This window comes from Streptomyces sp. NPDC043908, from assembly GCF_056435525.1.
The window spans coordinates 160689-176093 of record NZ_JBWKEI010000009.1; the positions used below are offsets into that span (position 1 = coordinate 160689).

Sequence of the window (15405 nt, forward strand, 5' to 3'; positions counted from 1 at the left end):
CCCGGCCCCGCCCTCCCCGGCCGCCCGCCCCCACTGCCATCTGACTGAAGGGTTCACCCCGCCACCCGTCAAATCAGGTGATAAACGGTCAGATGCACCTACGGTGGCCGGGTGACCGAGCCTCCCGCAGCGAAGCGCCCCGCAGCGAAGCCTCCCGCGGCGAAGCCACCCACGGGGAAGCCGACCGTCGCGCTGCGCGCGACCGCCGCCGGTACCGCCCTCTCCCTCCTGCTGATCCTCGCCATCGTCTTCGGCAGCCGCCGGCTGAAGGACTTCGACTCCGCCCTCCTGCCCTACGCCTGCGCGACCGTCTTCCTCGCCTTCGGCGTCGCCTACCGCTACACCGTGTGGGTCTCCTCCCCGGGCGCCCGCCGCCTCCTCACCCAGGGGTGGCGCAGCCTCTTCTCCGTCGCCAACTTCCGCCGGGCGCCCACCGCGCTGCCCAGGATGGCCGCCACCTACCTCGGTCTCCAGAAGTTCCTCGGCGCCCGCTCGCACGCCCGCTGGGCCGCCCACCAGCTGGTCTTCTGGGGCTGTCTGCTGGCCGCCGCGATCACCTTCCCCCTCACCTGGGGCTGGTTCACCTTCACCTCGTCGACCGGTTCCGGACCCGGCTACGAGATGCGGATCTGGGGCCTGAAGATCCTCGGCTTCGACTCGCTGAACCTGCTGGGCCGGCTGATGTTCCACGGGCTGGACATCGCCGCCCTCCTGGTCATCCCCGGTGCCTCGTACTTCCTGTGGCGCCGGATGAAGGACCGCGGCGCGATCACCGGCCAGCGCTTCGCCTACGACCTGGTCCCGCTGCTCCTGCTGATCGTCGTCTCCGTGACCGGCCTCCTCCTCACCTTCTCGTCGGTCTTCCTGCACGGCGGCGGCTACGAGTTCCTGGCCGTGCTGCACATGGTGTCGGTGGTGTTCACCCTCATCTACATCCCGTTCGGGAAGTTCTTCCACATCGTCCAGCGGCCCGCCGCCGTCGGGATGCAGCTCTTCAAGTACACCGCCCGCCAGGACGAACAGGTCTTCCCGTGCCGCCGCTGCGGCGAGCCCGTCGACACCGCCCCCTATGTGGAGAACCTGCGCGGGACCATGCGCGACCTCCGCCTCGGCTTCGACGCCTGGGCCGAGTACTGCCCGCGCTGCAAGCGGGTGCTGCGCGGCTCCGCCTACCTCGCGCACGTCAAGAAGGGCTACAAGTGAACCGGCTCCCGCTGGACCCCTCCCTCGCCCCGCCCGGCACCCGCGTCCTCCGCGACGCGGGCGACATCCCGGCCGACCGCCGGCGCGCCGACCAGGACGGCGAGACCCTCGTGCCCACCCACTGCTGCTTCTGCGGGGTGCAGTGCGGGATGTATCTCCGCGTCGACCGCAGGGGCAAGGTCTTCGGCGTCGAACCCCGCAACCACGACATCAACCGGATGCGCCTGTGCCCCAAGGGCATCAACGCCTACCAGCAGATCAACCACCCCGACCGGCTCACCGCGCCGCTGCTGCGCCGCTCCCGCGACGAGCCCTTCCGCGAGGCGTCGTGGGAGGAGGCCCTGGACTTCACGGTCGCGGAGATCCGCCGTATCCAGGCCGCCCACGGCCATGACGCCTTCGGCCTGCTCGGCGGGGCCAGCCTCTTCTCCGAGAAGACGTATCTGGTCGGCAAGTTCGCCCGCGTCGCGCTGAAGACCCGGCACGTGGACTACAACGGGCGGCTGTGCATGGTCTCCGCCGCCGGTGCCAACAAGCTCGCCTTCGGCATCGACCGGGCCGCCAACCCCTTCTCCGACATCCTCCTCACCGACTGCCTGCTCATCGCCGGGTCCAATGTCGGCGAGTGCTTCCCCGTCATGACCCAGTACGTGTGGGGGGCACGCGACCGGGGCGCCACGCTGATCGTGATCGACCCGCGCGAGACGGCGGTCGCCCGCACCGCCGACATCCACGTGGCCCTCAAGCCCGGCACCGACTCGGCCTTCTTCACCTCGCTGCTCCACGTCGTGGTCGAGGAGGGGCTCGTCGACGAGGCGTACGTCGCCGCCCACGCGACGGGCTGGGAGGAGGTCCGAGCCAAGGCCGCCGAGTATCCCCCCGAGCGGGCCGCGGAGATCTGCGGGGTCCCGGCCGCGCAGATCGTCGAGGTGGCCCGCGTCTTCGCCCGCGCCCCCAGGGCCATGGCCTGGCACGCCCGGGGCATCGAGCACCACTCCCAGGGCGTCGAGAACTGCCTCTCCGTGATCAACCTCTGCGTGGCCACCGGCAACCTCGGCAGGCCCGGCGCGGGCTACGGCACCATCACCGGCCAGGGCAACGGCCAGGGCGGCCGCGAGCACGGCCAGAAGGCCGACCTGCTGCCCGGCGGGCGCTCCATCATGAACGCCGAGCACCGGCGGCAGATCTGCGAGATCTGGGGCATCGAGGAGTCCGAACTCCCGCCCGCCGGAACCTCGATGATGGAGATGGTCCATCAGATGCGCCGCCGGGAGATCCGCGGTCTGATCGGCATCTGCAACAACCCCTTCGTCTCCCTCCCGAACCACAGGACCGTCAAGGAGGGCTACGACGCCCTCGAGTTCCACGCCCAATTCGACTTCTTCCTCTCCGAGACAGCGGCCGACGCGCATGTGATCTTCCCCGTCACCACCTGGGCCGAGGACGAGGGCGTGATGGCCAACGCCGAGGCCCGGGTGGTCAAGCACAACAAGGCCCAGGAGCCACCCGCCGGGGTCCGCACCGACACCTGGGTGATCTGCCAGCTGGCCCAACGCCTCGGCGCGGGCGACAAGTTCGCCTTCGCCGGCTCGCGCGAGGTCTTCGACGAGCTGCGCGTCGCCTCCGCCGGGACGGTCAACGACTACTACGGCATCACCTACGAGCGCCTGGAGGAGACCGGCGGGATCGTCTGGCCCTGCCCCTCCACCGACCACCCCGGCACCCCGCGCCTGTTCGAGGACGGCCGGACCGCGCACCCCGACGGCAAGGTCCATATGCAGGTCGTCGAGTGGCACCCGCCGATGGACCCGTACGACGACGAGCACCCCCTCTCCCTCACCACCGGCCGGACCGTGGCGCACTTCCTCTCCGGCAACCAGACCCGCCGGCTCGGCGCGCTCGTCGAGCAGACCCCGCGCCCCTGGGTGGAGGTGCACCCCTCGCACGGCTTCCGCAACGGTGACCCGGTCCGCGTCGTCACCCGGCGCGGCAGCGAGGTCTTCCCCGCCCTGGTCACCGAGGCGATCCGCCCGGACACCGTCTTCATCCCGTACCACTGGCCGGCTCCCACGGCCGCCAACGTGCTCACCATCGACGCTCTCGACCCCCGTTCCAAGATTCCCGAGTACAAGGTCTGCGCCTGCCGCATCGAGCCCGGCGACCGGATCGCCGAGGTCCCCGCGCCCCCGACCGCCCCCGGCCACGTGGCCTGGCCGACGGCCCAGGCCTCCCGCACCGACCCCCGGCCGCCCACGTCCCCGCAGGGACGCGGCACCGCCGAGAGGAGCTGACGCCCGCCATGATGGGCAGAACGATCTTCATCGACCCCGGGCGCTGCATCGGCTGCCAGGCCTGCGTCTCGGCCTGCCGCGAGTGCGACTCGCACCGGGGCACATCCATGATCCATCTCGACTATCCCGACGAGGGGCACTCGGTCGCCTCCCTTCCCACGGTCTGCATGCACTGCGAGGACCCGGTCGCCCCCTGCGCCGAGGTGTGTCCCGCCGACGCGATCCTGGTGACCGCCGACGGGGTGGTGCAGCAGGCCGACACCACCCGCTGCATCGGCTGCGCCAACTGCGTCAACGCCTGCCCCTTCGGCGTACCGAAGATCGACCTTCAGGCGAAGCTCCAGATGAAGTGCAACCTCTGCTACGACCGCACCTCCTACGGCCTCGCCCCCATGTGCGCCACGGTCTGCCCCACCGGCGCCCTCTTCTACGGAACGGTCGAGGAGCTCCGCGCCGAACGCCCCGGTGTCCAGGTCGCCGACTCCTTCACGTTCGGCGATGTCGTCGTGTCCACCGGCGTGGCCATGGTCGTCCCCGCCGACCGGGTCCAGTGGCCGGTCCCCGGCGGCCTCCCGGTCGTCGAGGTGAACGGAAGGGCGGTCCGATGAGCACGACCGGCCAACCCCCGCCGCCCGGCGCCCCGGCCGACGGGCCCGGCACGCCGGGAGGGGGCGGCGGCTCGGGCGGAAGCTCCCCGGGCGGGGGTGCCCCGAGCGGGGGCGTCCCGGGTGCGGGCGCCCTGGGTGCGGGTGGTTCGCGCGAGGGTGGCTCGGGGCCCGCCGCCCCCTGGCCCGACACCGCCCAGGAGGCGCTGCGCGACCGCGTCGCCGCCGACTCGCTGACCACCCGCCGCGACTACCTGCGGATCGTCACCACCGTCTCCGGCGGCCTCGCCGTCGGCGCGGTCGCCGTCGCCGGGGGCGTGCTCCACCGGCACGGGGACAGCGCGGACGCCCCCGAGCCCAAGCGCGTCGCCGACCGGCTCCGCCCCGGCGAGTCCATCGCCTTCCGCTTCCCCGGCGAGGACGACCGGGCGGTCGGCGTACGGCTCAGGGACGGCACCCTCGTCGGCTACTCCGCCGTCTGTACGCACCTGGCCTGCGCGGTGCTGTGGCGCGAGGACCGGGGCGAGGAGGGCGAGCTGTACTGCCCCTGCCACGAGGGCGTCTTCGACGTCCGCACCGGTGAGGTGACCGCCGGACCACCACCCCGCCCCCTGCCGAAGGTGCTCCTCGTCGAGGAGATCGACGGCAGCGTCTGGGCGGTGGCCACCACTCGCTCCGGCGAGAGCTTCAAGGCGGCCATGTGCCGGCAGTTCGGTGAGCGGCGCCCGGACATGGCGGCCCGGATCGGCTGCCCGGGGGCGCGGTCCCAGCCCGAGAGGACCGAGCGGACATGAGCGCCGACACCGGCCCCGGCGGGGGCGGCGACGCCCCCGTGCCCGCGCCGCCGCCGTACACCCCCGGCAGCGCGCAGCCGCGCCTCAACCGTCCCGTACGCGACCGGTACCCCCAGATCCGCGCCACCAGCGGATACGGCGATCCCCGGACCCGCCGCACCGGCCCCGGCCCCGGTGCGGGCACCGAACAGGAGCCGGAGCGGTCCTCGAAGCTGACGGCCCGGCTCGTCCTGGCGATCACCGTGGTCGTCGGCCAGCTCTGGGGGCTGACAGTCATCGTCAACGAGTGGATGAAGGGCGACTCCGCGACCGCCTGGTGGGGCACGGGTTTCCTGGGCCTGTCCTTCCTCGTCGTTCTCGGCCTCTGGCTGCTCGACCCCAAGGACCGGTGACGGGGCGGGGGGAGGGCGGCCACGGGGAGGGCGCCGCTGGAGGTGAGGGCGTCGGCGGGGCGGGTGCCCGTGGGGCAGCGGGAGCCGACAGGCCACCCTCTCGCGATGTGCCGCCCCCGTACGGCGCCCGCGGAGGGGCGGAAGCCGGCCCCAGCGGCCCCAGCGGCCCCAGCGGCCCCAGCGGCGGTGGCGGCGGTGGCGGCGGTGACGTCTGCCACCCGGTCGCCCACGGCCCCTCCCGCCGTCCCGCCGTACCCTGGAGTTATGAGTACCGCCCCCGCCCCCGGACCGCGCGATGCGAAGCCGGCGTCCGACCCGAAGCCGAGGCCCGCGCTGGTCTTCGACGATCCGCTGGACCAGCAGTCCGCGGACGACACGGACCGTGGGTGGGGTGAGCGGGCCCCCTCGACCGGCAGCGCGGCCGACCTCGCGCGCTTCCTCGACGAGAAGCCGCCCCACCACATCTGAGCGCGCCCCCGTCCGGCCCGGATGCCGTGCGCTACGGCGCGGTGTGCCCCGTACCGCGCTGGGAGACCAGGGCGTCGCGGATCTCCTTCAGCACCTCCAGCTCGCTGATCTCCATGGTCTCCTGGACGCCCTCCTTCGCCTTGTCGCGCTGAGCGCGCTTGGCCAGGACCTTCGCCATCGGCAGGACCATCAGGAAGTACACGACGGCCGCCGTGATGAGGAAGCTCAGGACCGCGCTGAGGACCAGGCCCCACATGATCGGGATGCCGGAGACCGCCTCGCCCGTCTTCTGGTCGAACTGGCAGGGGCCCTTCAGACATGAGCTGTAGCTGTTCAGGTCCTTCGTTCCGAACGCCCCGACCAGCGGGTTGATGACGCCCTTCACGACCGAGTTCACGATGGTGGTGAACGCGGCACCGATGACCACCGCGACGGCCAGGTCGATCACATTGCCGCGCATCAGGAAGGCTTTGAAGCCGGCCATGACGCCGCCGCTCTTCTTCTCGTCGGTCACGAATGAGCCTCTCTTCGCAGGTGCGGGGGGTGGAGCAAACCGTTCCGCAACCTACGTCAGCGCATGACCGCGCTGTCCAATCCGCGTACGCAAACAGGCGACTTGACAGGATGTCCGTGCGATTCAGCACCACGTCACCACCAGCCGGGAGGTCGCGCCGGCACCGGCGAGCGCGGTCGCGGTGGCGCGGGGGACGGAGAGGACGACCAGGGCCCCCTCGTCGGGCGAGGACGGACCGCGCGACCGGGGTACGTCGGTCACCCGCGCACCCGAGGCCACCAGACGCGCCGCACCCGAACCGCCCGCGCCGCCCGGACCGCCCGCGCCGACCGGTGAGGAGTCGGGCGCCGCGATCACATCGACCCGGTCGCCGGGCCGCAGCAGCCGTACGGTCTCCGCGTCCGCGATCCGTACCGGCGCCGACACCACGTCAACGGCCTTGGCCGCGGGGCGGGATGGCGCGCCCGCCTGCCGGACGCCCGTGCTCGCCGCCGCGACGGCGCCGGGAGGCGGAGGCCCCGTATCCGGGTGACCCGGGGCCCGCGCGCCCACCGCCGCCAGCACCGCAGCGGCCACCGCGAGACCGGCCGCCATCGCCCGCCGCCGGCGCCGCACCGCACGCCGCAGCCGGTGCCGGCTCCCGCGCACCCGGAGCGGGGGAAAGACGGGCACACCGACCGGCTCGGGGGCCGGGGAAGGCAGGGGAACGGGCGCGGGAGGGGGTGCGGGTGCGGGGGAGGAGGGCAGGGGAGAGGGCCAGGACATGGCGGGTCACCACCGATCGTGAGGAGCCGGAGCCGGAACGGGTGCTGCTCGAACGCTCCTCACGATCCCCGCCCCGCCAACTTCCCGCCGAACCCTGTGGATTACTCGCGGGTTGTGGACAACTCCGTCACCCTCACGGGGAAACGGGTTGCCGGGGGAGGCTTCGGGAGCGGACGGGGGAGAAGTCCGCTCCCGTGTGAGTGGGCCGCCCGGCCGCCCCGATGCACCCGGCAGAGGCGGGCCCGCCGCCCGCGCCCCCTACGGCAACCGGATCCCCGTCTCCAGCCCGTCCAGTGCCCGCGCGCACAGGCAGTCGCGCTCGCCCGACGGCAGGGCCGCCACCGCGTCGAAGAGCACCGAGCGGAGTCGGTCCACATTGGCCGCGAAGACCCGCAGCACCTCCTCGTGGGAGACGCCCTCACCGGTCTCCGCGCCCGCGTCCAGGTCGGTGACCAGGGTCATCGTCGTGTAGCAGAGCCCCAGTTCGCGGGCGAGCACGGCCTCGGGGTGCCCGGTCATCCCCACCACCGACCAGCCCATCGCCGCATGCCACCGCGACTCCGCGCGCGTGGAGAAGCGCGGGCCCTCTATGACGACCAGCGTGCCCCCGTCCACCGGCTCCCAGTTCCGTCCGCGCGCGGCCGCGATGGCGGCCTTGCGGCCTTCGGGGCAGTACGGGTCGGCCAGCGCCACGTGCACCACGTTCGGGACCGAGCCGTCGGGCAACGGGTGGCCGTCGTAGTACGTCTGGACGCGCGACTTCGTCCGGTCCACCAGCTGGTCCGGCACGAGCAGCGTGCCCGGCCCGTACTGGGGCCGCAGGCCGCCCACCGCGCACGGCCCGAGCACCTGGCGCACGCCCACCGAGCGCAGCGCCCACAGGTTGGCGCGGTAGTTGATGCGGTGCGGCGGGAGGTGGTGGCCGCGGCCGTGCCGGGGCAGGAAGGCGACCCGGCGCCCGGCGATCTCCCCCAGGAACAGGGAGTCGCTGGGACTTCCGTACGGAGTGTCGACCTGGTGCTCGGTCACGTCCTCCAGGAACGAGTAGAAGCCCGAGCCGCCGATGACGCCGATCTCCGCGCGTTCGGCGTTCCCCGTGCTCTGCGTGATCTCTGCGTTAGCCATGCGCAGCACCCTAGGGCGTGTCCGGCCGGCCCTGCCCGGACCGTGGGGAGGACGCGCTTCGGGCATGCCGAAGACCCCGCCGTCGGGACGGCGGGGTCTTCGGGGTGTCCGGGGCTCGTGCGGCCGGTCAGGCGGCCGACGACGAGCTGGTGGAGCTCGACGAGGAGGACGACGCCGAGGACGACGACGCGGCCGGCTTCGTGTCCGAGCCCGACGACGTCGACGGCTTGGCGGCCGAGGACGCGGGCGTGCTGCTCGACGAGGCGCCGCGGCTGTCGTTGCGGTAGAAGCCGGAGCCCTTGAAGACGATGCCGACGGCCGAGAAGACCTTCTTGAGGCGGCCTTCGCAGTTGGGGCAGACGGTCAGGGCGTCGTCGGTGAACTTCTGCACCGCCTCGAGGCCTTCGCCGCACTCGGTGCACTGGTACTGGTAGGTCGGCACTTGTCTTCCTCCTGGCACTCTCACTCGATGAGTGCTAACGACGGTCCATAGTGACGTATTCCGCTGGATCAGTCCACCGTGACGGGAACTCGGTGACCCACGCCACTACGCGCGACGGTGCGTCCCGAGGAGCGCGGAGCCAGTCGCGAGCGCAGCGAGACCAGCGTGACCAGGGCCAGCGCGGTGCCCGCCAGGGGCACCAGGAAGCCCGCGCTGGAGCCGTGGGCGTCGGCCAGCCGGCCCGCCACGGTGACCGCGCCGGCCTGGCCCAGGGCCACGGCGCCGGTCAGCCAGGTGAAGGCCTCGGTGCGGGCGGAGGCCGGGACCAGCGACTCGACCAGGGTGTAGCCGGTGATCAGGGCCGGGGCGATGAAGAGGCCGACGATCAGGCCGAGGCCGCCGAGCAGCACCGCGGAGTGCAGGGCCCACAGACCCGAGGCGGCCAGCGTCAGACCGGTGTAGCCGGCGATCAGCCGCGTCCGGGGAGCGGACTTCCAGGCGATGGCGCCGCACGCGATGCCCGCCAGCATGTTGCCCGCGGCGAAGACCCCGTACAGCAGGCCGTTGGCGCCGGGGTTGCCGATCTCCTCGGAGAACGCGGTCAGCGAGACCTGCATCCCGCCGAAGACGGCGCCGATGCCGAGGAAGGACACGGCCAGGACGCGCACACCGGGGATGGAGAGCGCGGAGACGTGCTCCACGCGCGCGTCACCGTCGCCGGAGCGGCTGGGCTCCGGCTGGGTGCGGTGCTGGGCGGCGAAGAGCAGGCCGCCGACGAGGGTGAGCGCGGCCTCGGTGATCAGTCCGGCGGCCGGGTGGACGCCGGTGCACAGCGCGGTCGCGAGTACCGGGCCGATGACGAAGGTGAACTCGTCGGTCACCGACTCGAAGGCCGCGGCCGTGGACATCAGGGGCGAGCCGTCGAGCTTGGCGGCCCAGCGGGCCCGGACCATCGGTCCGACCTGCGGCACCGAGGCACCGGTGGGGACGGCGGCCAGGAACAGCGCCCACAGAGGGGCGCCGGCCAGTGCCAGCGAGATCAGCACGGAGCCCGAGGCGGCGTGCACCAGGACGCCGGGGAGCAGCACCGCGCGCTGGCCGAGGCGGTCGGCGAGCTTGCCGCTCTGGGGGGCGAACAGGGCCATGGAGACGCCGGTGACGGCGGCCACGGCACCGGCGCTGCCGTACGAGCCGGTGGTGTGCTGGACGAGGAGCACGATGCTGATGGTGAGCATCGCGAAGGGCTGCCGGGCGGCGAAGCCGGGCAGGAGGAACGTCAGCGCGCCGGGAGTGCGCAGGAGCTGCCCGTAGCCCGGGCGACGCTCGGAAGTGACCGTGGATGCCACGGCCCTTGCCTTTCTGCCGCCTGGTAGCGCGCCCCTCGTACCGGGTGGGTACGGGCGCCGCCGAGAGCTGTCCTCTTGCGCGGAACTGCGGTAGATGCCGGGGCTCACCTGGGGGAGCCTCCGACCGCCATACGGTCGCGCCAGCTCTGCGTCAGGCAGAGTTGGTCGATCAGTGGTGTGCCTTCATGGTACAGGGGGATTCGACTCCGTGCCTGTGAAAGCGCGCGGATGATCGAGATCACACCTCTGATTAACCGGACCTTCGTCTCAACCGGACCTTCGTCTCAACCGGACCTTCGTCTCAACCCGACCTTCGTCCGGTCGTTCCTTTGGTTCCCTGGTCCGGGCGCGGGCCGGGTCCGCCCGTCCCCAGCCATCCGGCCAGCTTTCCGCCCTGCCCGACCGCCCGCAGCCGTGCCTCGGCCGCGTCGCGCACCGGGTCGGTCGCCACCACCAGGAGCTCGTCGCCGCGCCGCAGGACGGTCGTCGGCCCGGGGACGAAGCTCTTGCCGTCCCGGACGACCAGGGTGACCGCGGCGCCGGGGGGCAGGCGCAGCTCGTGCACCTCGACGCCGTGCATCCGCGACTCCGGCGGGATCGCCACCGACAGCAGATGGCCGCGCAGCCGCTCCAGGGGCGCGGACTCGATGCCGAGGTCGGAGGCGGTCTCCACGTCCGAGATCCGCAGCTTCCTGGCGAGCCAGGGCAGCGTGGGGCCCTGGACGAGGGTGTAGACGACGACCAGGACGAAGACGATGTTGAAGACGCGCTCGCTGCCGTCGATCCCGGAGACCATGGGGATGGTGGCCAGGATGATGGGCACGGCGCCGCGCAGCCCCGCCCAGGACATCAGGGCCTTCTCCTGCCACGGCATCCGGAACGGCGCCACGCTGATCAGCACCGCCAGCGGCCGGGCCACCATCGTCAGGGCCAGGCCGATGAGTACGGCGGGCCAGAAGTCGTCGGGCAGCTCGTGCGGGGTGACGAGCAGGCCGAGCAGGACGAACATGCCGATCTGGGCGATCCAGCCGAGCCCGTCGGCGAAGCCGCGGGTGGCGGGCCAGTGCGGCAGCTTGGCGTTGCCGAGGATCATCGCGGCCAGGTAGACGGCGAGGAAGCCGGAGCCGTGGGCCATGGCGCCCGCCGCGTACGCGGTGACGGCGATCGCCATCACGGCGATCGGGTAGAGGCCGGACGCGGGCAGTGCCACGTGCCGCAGGCCCCAGGAGCCGAGCCAGCCGACCGCGAGGCCGATCCCGGCGCCGATCGCCAGCTCAAGGGCGATCTTGCCGAGCAGGGCGTACCAGGACTCCACCGGGCCCGGGGTGGAGAAGGCGACGACCAGGATGACGACCGGGGCGTCGTTGAAGCCCGACTCGGCCTCCAGGACGCCGGTGATCCGGGACGGCAGCGGGACCTTGCGCAGGACGGAGAAGACGGCCGCGGCGTCCGTCGAGGACACCACCGCGCCGATGATCAGTGACTGCCGCCATTCGAGCCCGACCAGGTAGTGCGCACCGGCCGCGGTCACCCCCACGCTCACCGCGACGCCGACGATCGAGAGCACGACCGCCGCGGGGAGCGCCGGGCGGATCTCTTTCCACTTGGTGCCCAGACCGCCCTCGGCCAGGATCACCACCAGTGCGGCATAGCCGATGACCTGGGTCATCTCGGCGTTGTCGAACTGGACGTCGAAGATTCCGTCCTGCCCTATGGCGATCCCGATCCCGAGGTACAGGAGCAGGCTGGGGAGCCCGCTGCGGGAGGAGACGCGCACGGCCGCGACGGCGATGAGCAGGACGAGCGAGCAGATGAGCAGGAGCTCGTTGAGATGGTGGACAGTCAGTGGCCGATCCTTCCCCTCACGCGCCGTCAGGCGCCCTCACGCACCGATGCGGAAACGTTCCTCCGGGCAACGGTACTTCGTTACCTTACCTAATCTTTGACGAGTTCTTTACGCAAGAACGTGTCTGCCGGACGGGCTGACGCTCATACAAGACACCGCGTCCGGGGCTGTCAGTCGCTGCGCCTATGGTTGCTCCAGCACTAGGACCACCCTGCCCCTCGAAGGACAGCGATGCCCTCCACCACAACCGCCCCTTCCGCCGAGACGAAGGTCAGGAAGAAGGGACGCCGTGCCCGTCTGATCCTGATCGTCCTGGTGCTGGCGCTCGTCGCGGGTGTCGGTTTCGGCGCGTACTGGAGCATCAGCACCGTGCGCGCCTCCTTCCCGCAGACCACGGGGTCGCTCCAGCTCAAGGGTCTGACCGGCGGCCCGGTCGAGGTCAAGCGCGACGACTACGGGGTGCCGCAGGTCTACGCGGACAACGACACCGACCTCTTCATGGCCCAGGGCTTCGTCCAGGCCCAGGACCGCTTCTGGGAGATGGACGTCCGCCGCCACGTCACCTCCGGCCGGCTGTCGGAGATGTTCGGCAAGGACCAGGTCGAGACCGACGCCTTCCTGCGCACTCTCGGCTGGCGCCGGGTCGCGCAGCGGGAGTACGACACCAAGCTGTCACCGCAGACGAAGAAGTACCTCCAGGCGTACGCCGCCGGTGTCAACGCCTACCTGGAGGGCAAGGGCCCCAAGGACATCTCCGTCGAGTACGCGGCGCTGGACTTCGTCCACGACTACAAGGTCGAGAAGTGGACGCCGGTCGACTCGGTGGCCTGGCTCAAGGCGATGGCCTGGGACCTGCGCGGCAACATGCAGGACGAGATCGACCGGTCCCTGATGACCAGCCGGCTCACGCCCAAGCAGATCAAGGACCTGTACCCGCCGTACCCGACGGCCACCCACCGGCCGATCGTCGACGGCGGCTCGGTCAGCAAGGTCACCGGCAAGTACGACCCGAACCGCGAGCCGGGCGCCGGCGGCGGGACCGGGTCGACGGTCCAGCAGGCCACTCAGGGCGCGCAGACGCAGCTCGCGCGCCTCTCCGAGAGCCTCGACAAGATCCCGGCCTTCCTCGGCGCCAACGGCAGCGGCATCGGCTCCAACTCCTGGGTCGTCTCCGGCGCGTACACGACGACCGGCATGCCGCTGCTCGCCAACGACCCGCACCTGGCGCCGATGATGCCCTCGCTCTGGTACCAGATGGGCCTGCACTGCCGTACGGTCTCGGCGGCCTGCGGTTTCGACGTGGCGGGCTACACCTTCTCCGGCATGCCCGGTGTGGTCATCGGCCACAACCAGGACATCTCCTGGGGGTTCACCAACCTCGGCGCCGACGTGACCGACCTGTACCTGGAGAAGATCGCCCCCGGCGGCACCTACCTCTACGACAACCAGCAGAAGGCCCTCGCCACGCGCGAGGAGGTCATCAAGGTCGCGGGCGGCAAGAGCAAGACGATCACCGTGCGCGAGACCAACAACGGCCCGCTGGTCTCCGACCGCGACGACGAGCTGGAGAAGGTCGGCAAGAAGGCCCCCGTGGCCACCTCCGCCCCGGACCGGGGCGAGGGGTACGCGGTGGCCCTGAAGTGGACCGCGCTGGAGCCCGGCAAGTCCATGGACGCCGTCTTCGAGCTCGACCGGGCCAAGGACTTCAAGTCCTTCCGGGCCGCGGCGAAGGACTTCGAGGTCCCCTCGCAGAACATGATCTACGCCGACACCAAGGGCAACATCGGCTACCAGGCGCCCGGGCGGATCCCGGTCCGCGCCAAGGGCTACGACGGCTCCGTGCCCGCCCCGGGCTGGGACTCCAAGTACAACTGGAAGCCGGCGCCCATTCCCTTCGACCAGCTGCCGTACGAGTTCAACCCCAAGCGCGGCTACATCGTCACCGCCAACCAGGCCGTGGTGGACGAGAAGAAGTACCCGTACCTGCTGACCAGGGACTGGGGCTACGGCACCCGCAGCCAGCGGATCAACGACCTCATCGAGTCGAAGATCAAGGACGGCGGCAAGGTCTCCACCGAGGACATGCAGAAGATGCAGATGGACAACAGCAGCGAGATCGCCGCGCTGCTGACGCCCGCGCTGCTGAAGATCGACGTCCCCGACCCGTCCGTGCGGGAGGCGCAGAAGCTGCTGGAGGGCTGGGACTACACCCAGGAGCCGGACTCCGGGGCGGCCGCCTACTTCAACGCGGTGTGGCGCAACGTCCTCAAGCTGGCCTTCGGCAACAAGCTCCCCAAGGAGCTCCGGGTCGAGGGCGAGTGCCTGAACGTGCGCCCGCCGGACAGCTCCGGCCCGGTGGACGACCTCAACGGCCTGGTGCGCGAGTGCGGCCAGCGGGCCGCGGACTCGGCGCAGCCCGACGGCGGCGACCGCTGGTCCGAGGTGGTCCGGCGGATCTTCAACGACGAGAAGAACGAGTGGTGGCAGACGCCCAAGAGCCGTCTGGACCCGGCCACCAAGACCCGCGACCAGCTGCTCGCGCGCGCGATGAAGGACGCCCGCTGGGAGCTGACGGCCAAGCTCGGCAAGGACGTCAGCACCTGGAGCTGGGGGCAGCTGCACCAGCTGATACTGAAGAACCAGACGCTCGGCACCGACGGCCCCGGCATCGTGCGGTTCCTCCTCAACCGCGGCCCGTGGAACCTGGGCGGCGGCGAGGCGGCGGTCAACGCGACCGGCTGGAACGCGGGCGGCGGCGACTACTCGGTCACCTGGGTGCCCTCGATGCGCATGGTGGTGAACCTGAAGGACTTCGACAAGTCGAAGTGGATCAACCTCACCGGCGCCTCCGGCCACGCCTACAGCGCGCACTACTCGGACCAGACCGGGAAGTGGGCCAGGGGCGAGCAGCTGGACTGGTCCTTCAGCGCCAGGGCGGTCGGCGCCTCGACGGTCGACACGCTGACGCTCAAGCCGTGAGCCTGCGCCCCGGGTCGCGGGCGTCGGGCCTCAGGCCGGGAAGCGGGTCACGCCCGCCGGGGTGACCACCAGCTGGACGGGGTGGTCGTGCGGTTCCTCCGGGACCCGCGCGACCACCTCGTTCGCGTAGAGCAGCACCACGCGCGCGGGATCGTGCCCGGCCGCCGCGATCCGGGCGAGCACCCGGTCGTACGAGCCGCCGCCCCGGCCCAGGCGCATCCCGCGCGCGTCCACGGCGAGGCCGGGCAGCAGCACGGCGCCCGCCTCCAGCACGGCGGCGGGCCCCAGCCGGGCTCCCGACGGCTCAAGGAGCCCCCGCCCGGCCGGTTCGAGCCGGTCCGCGCCCTCGTACTCGGCCCAGTCGAGGTCATTGTCCGATTGCAGTACGGGCAGCAGGACGCGCACACCACGGGTGCGCAGCGCGTCGAGCAGCGCGCGCGTCCCCGGCTCACGCCCCACCGAGACGTACGCGGCGACGGTCCCGCCCGCCGCGAGCTCCGGGAGCCCCAGCGCCCGGCGGGCCAGCTCCTCGCCCGCGCGTTCGACGTCCTGCGGCGTCAGGAGGCGCCGTGCACCCAGGAGTTCCGCGCGCAAGAGGGCCTTTTCGGCTGCATCATCACTCACAGTGTTTTCAC

At 71.8% G+C, this 15405-nt stretch carries 14 protein-coding genes; 7 read left to right on the forward strand and 7 right to left on the reverse strand.

Annotated features, from left to right (window positions below):
* Positions 1-111 precede the first annotated feature (111 nt).
* The 6 genes from AC069K_RS20960 (at position 112) to AC069K_RS20985 (ending at position 5753) form a co-directional block, all read left to right on the forward strand.
* The gene (locus AC069K_RS20960) at positions 112-1203 is read left to right on the forward strand and encodes an MFS transporter (RefSeq protein ID WP_365111962.1); all 1092 of its coding nucleotides are present in this window, start codon (positions 112-114) and stop codon (positions 1201-1203) included.
* Positions 1200-3494 (forward strand): molybdopterin oxidoreductase family protein, encoded by a 2295-nt coding sequence (locus tag AC069K_RS20965; protein ID WP_478618402.1) that lies wholly within the window; start codon positions 1200-1202, stop codon positions 3492-3494. Before AC069K_RS20960 ends, AC069K_RS20965 begins: the two co-directional genes overlap by 4 nt.
* 8 nt (positions 3495-3502) lie before the next feature.
* Positions 3503-4102 (forward strand): 4Fe-4S dicluster domain-containing protein, encoded by a 600-nt coding sequence (locus tag AC069K_RS20970; RefSeq protein WP_478618404.1) that lies wholly within the window; start codon positions 3503-3505, stop codon positions 4100-4102.
* Between the two features lie 131 nt (positions 4103-4233).
* Positions 4234-4893 (forward strand): QcrA and Rieske domain-containing protein, encoded by a 660-nt coding sequence (locus AC069K_RS20975; RefSeq protein WP_478618750.1) that lies wholly within the window; start codon positions 4234-4236, stop codon positions 4891-4893.
* Positions 4890-5285, forward strand: a complete 396-nt coding sequence (locus AC069K_RS20980; RefSeq protein ID WP_478618407.1) for a hypothetical protein — start codon at positions 4890-4892, stop codon at positions 5283-5285. The genes AC069K_RS20975 and AC069K_RS20980 overlap by 4 nt, the downstream gene beginning before the upstream one ends.
* 264 nt (positions 5286-5549) lie before the next feature.
* Positions 5550-5753 (forward strand): hypothetical protein, encoded by a 204-nt coding sequence (locus AC069K_RS20985; RefSeq protein ID WP_358837792.1) that lies wholly within the window; start codon positions 5550-5552, stop codon positions 5751-5753.
* 31 nt (positions 5754-5784) lie between these two features.
* Here the strand turns inward: AC069K_RS20985 and mscL are convergent, their stop codons facing one another.
* From mscL to AC069K_RS21015, 6 genes are all read right to left on the reverse strand, one after another.
* The gene (gene mscL, locus AC069K_RS20990) at positions 5785-6237 is read right to left on the reverse strand and encodes a large conductance mechanosensitive channel protein MscL (protein ID WP_478618753.1); all 453 of its coding nucleotides are present in this window, start codon (positions 6235-6237) and stop codon (positions 5785-5787) included.
* Positions 6238-6390: 153 nt separating this feature from the next.
* Complete coding sequence (locus AC069K_RS20995; RefSeq protein WP_478618411.1) at positions 6391-7032, reverse strand: hypothetical protein; 642 nt, start codon at positions 7030-7032, stop codon at positions 6391-6393.
* Positions 7033-7290: 258 nt separating this feature from the next.
* Entirely contained in the window at positions 7291-8157 is an 867-nt protein-coding gene (locus AC069K_RS21000) for an S-methyl-5'-thioadenosine phosphorylase (RefSeq protein WP_478618414.1), read from the reverse strand.
* 127 nt (positions 8158-8284) lie between these two features.
* A complete protein-coding gene (locus AC069K_RS21005) occupies positions 8285-8599 on the reverse strand; it encodes an FmdB family zinc ribbon protein (RefSeq protein ID WP_358835832.1) in 315 nt (104 codons plus the stop codon).
* A 68-nt stretch (positions 8600-8667) separates the two neighbouring features.
* Positions 8668-9945, reverse strand: a complete 1278-nt coding sequence (locus AC069K_RS21010) for an MFS transporter (RefSeq protein WP_358835833.1) — start codon at positions 9943-9945, stop codon at positions 8668-8670.
* Between the two features lie 301 nt (positions 9946-10246).
* A complete protein-coding gene (locus tag AC069K_RS21015; RefSeq protein WP_365111986.1) occupies positions 10247-11821 on the reverse strand; it encodes a potassium/proton antiporter in 1575 nt (524 codons plus the stop codon).
* Between the two features lie 201 nt (positions 11822-12022).
* On the opposite strand from AC069K_RS21015, the gene AC069K_RS21020 reads away from it, so the two are divergent.
* Entirely contained in the window at positions 12023-14770 is a 2748-nt protein-coding gene (locus AC069K_RS21020; RefSeq protein WP_478618418.1) for a penicillin acylase family protein, read from the forward strand.
* A 30-nt stretch (positions 14771-14800) separates the two neighbouring features.
* On the opposite strand, the gene AC069K_RS21025 is transcribed toward AC069K_RS21020, so the two are convergent.
* The gene (locus AC069K_RS21025; protein ID WP_365111937.1) at positions 14801-15394 is read right to left on the reverse strand and encodes a 5-formyltetrahydrofolate cyclo-ligase; all 594 of its coding nucleotides are present in this window, start codon (positions 15392-15394) and stop codon (positions 14801-14803) included.
* Positions 15395-15405 lie beyond the last annotated feature (11 nt).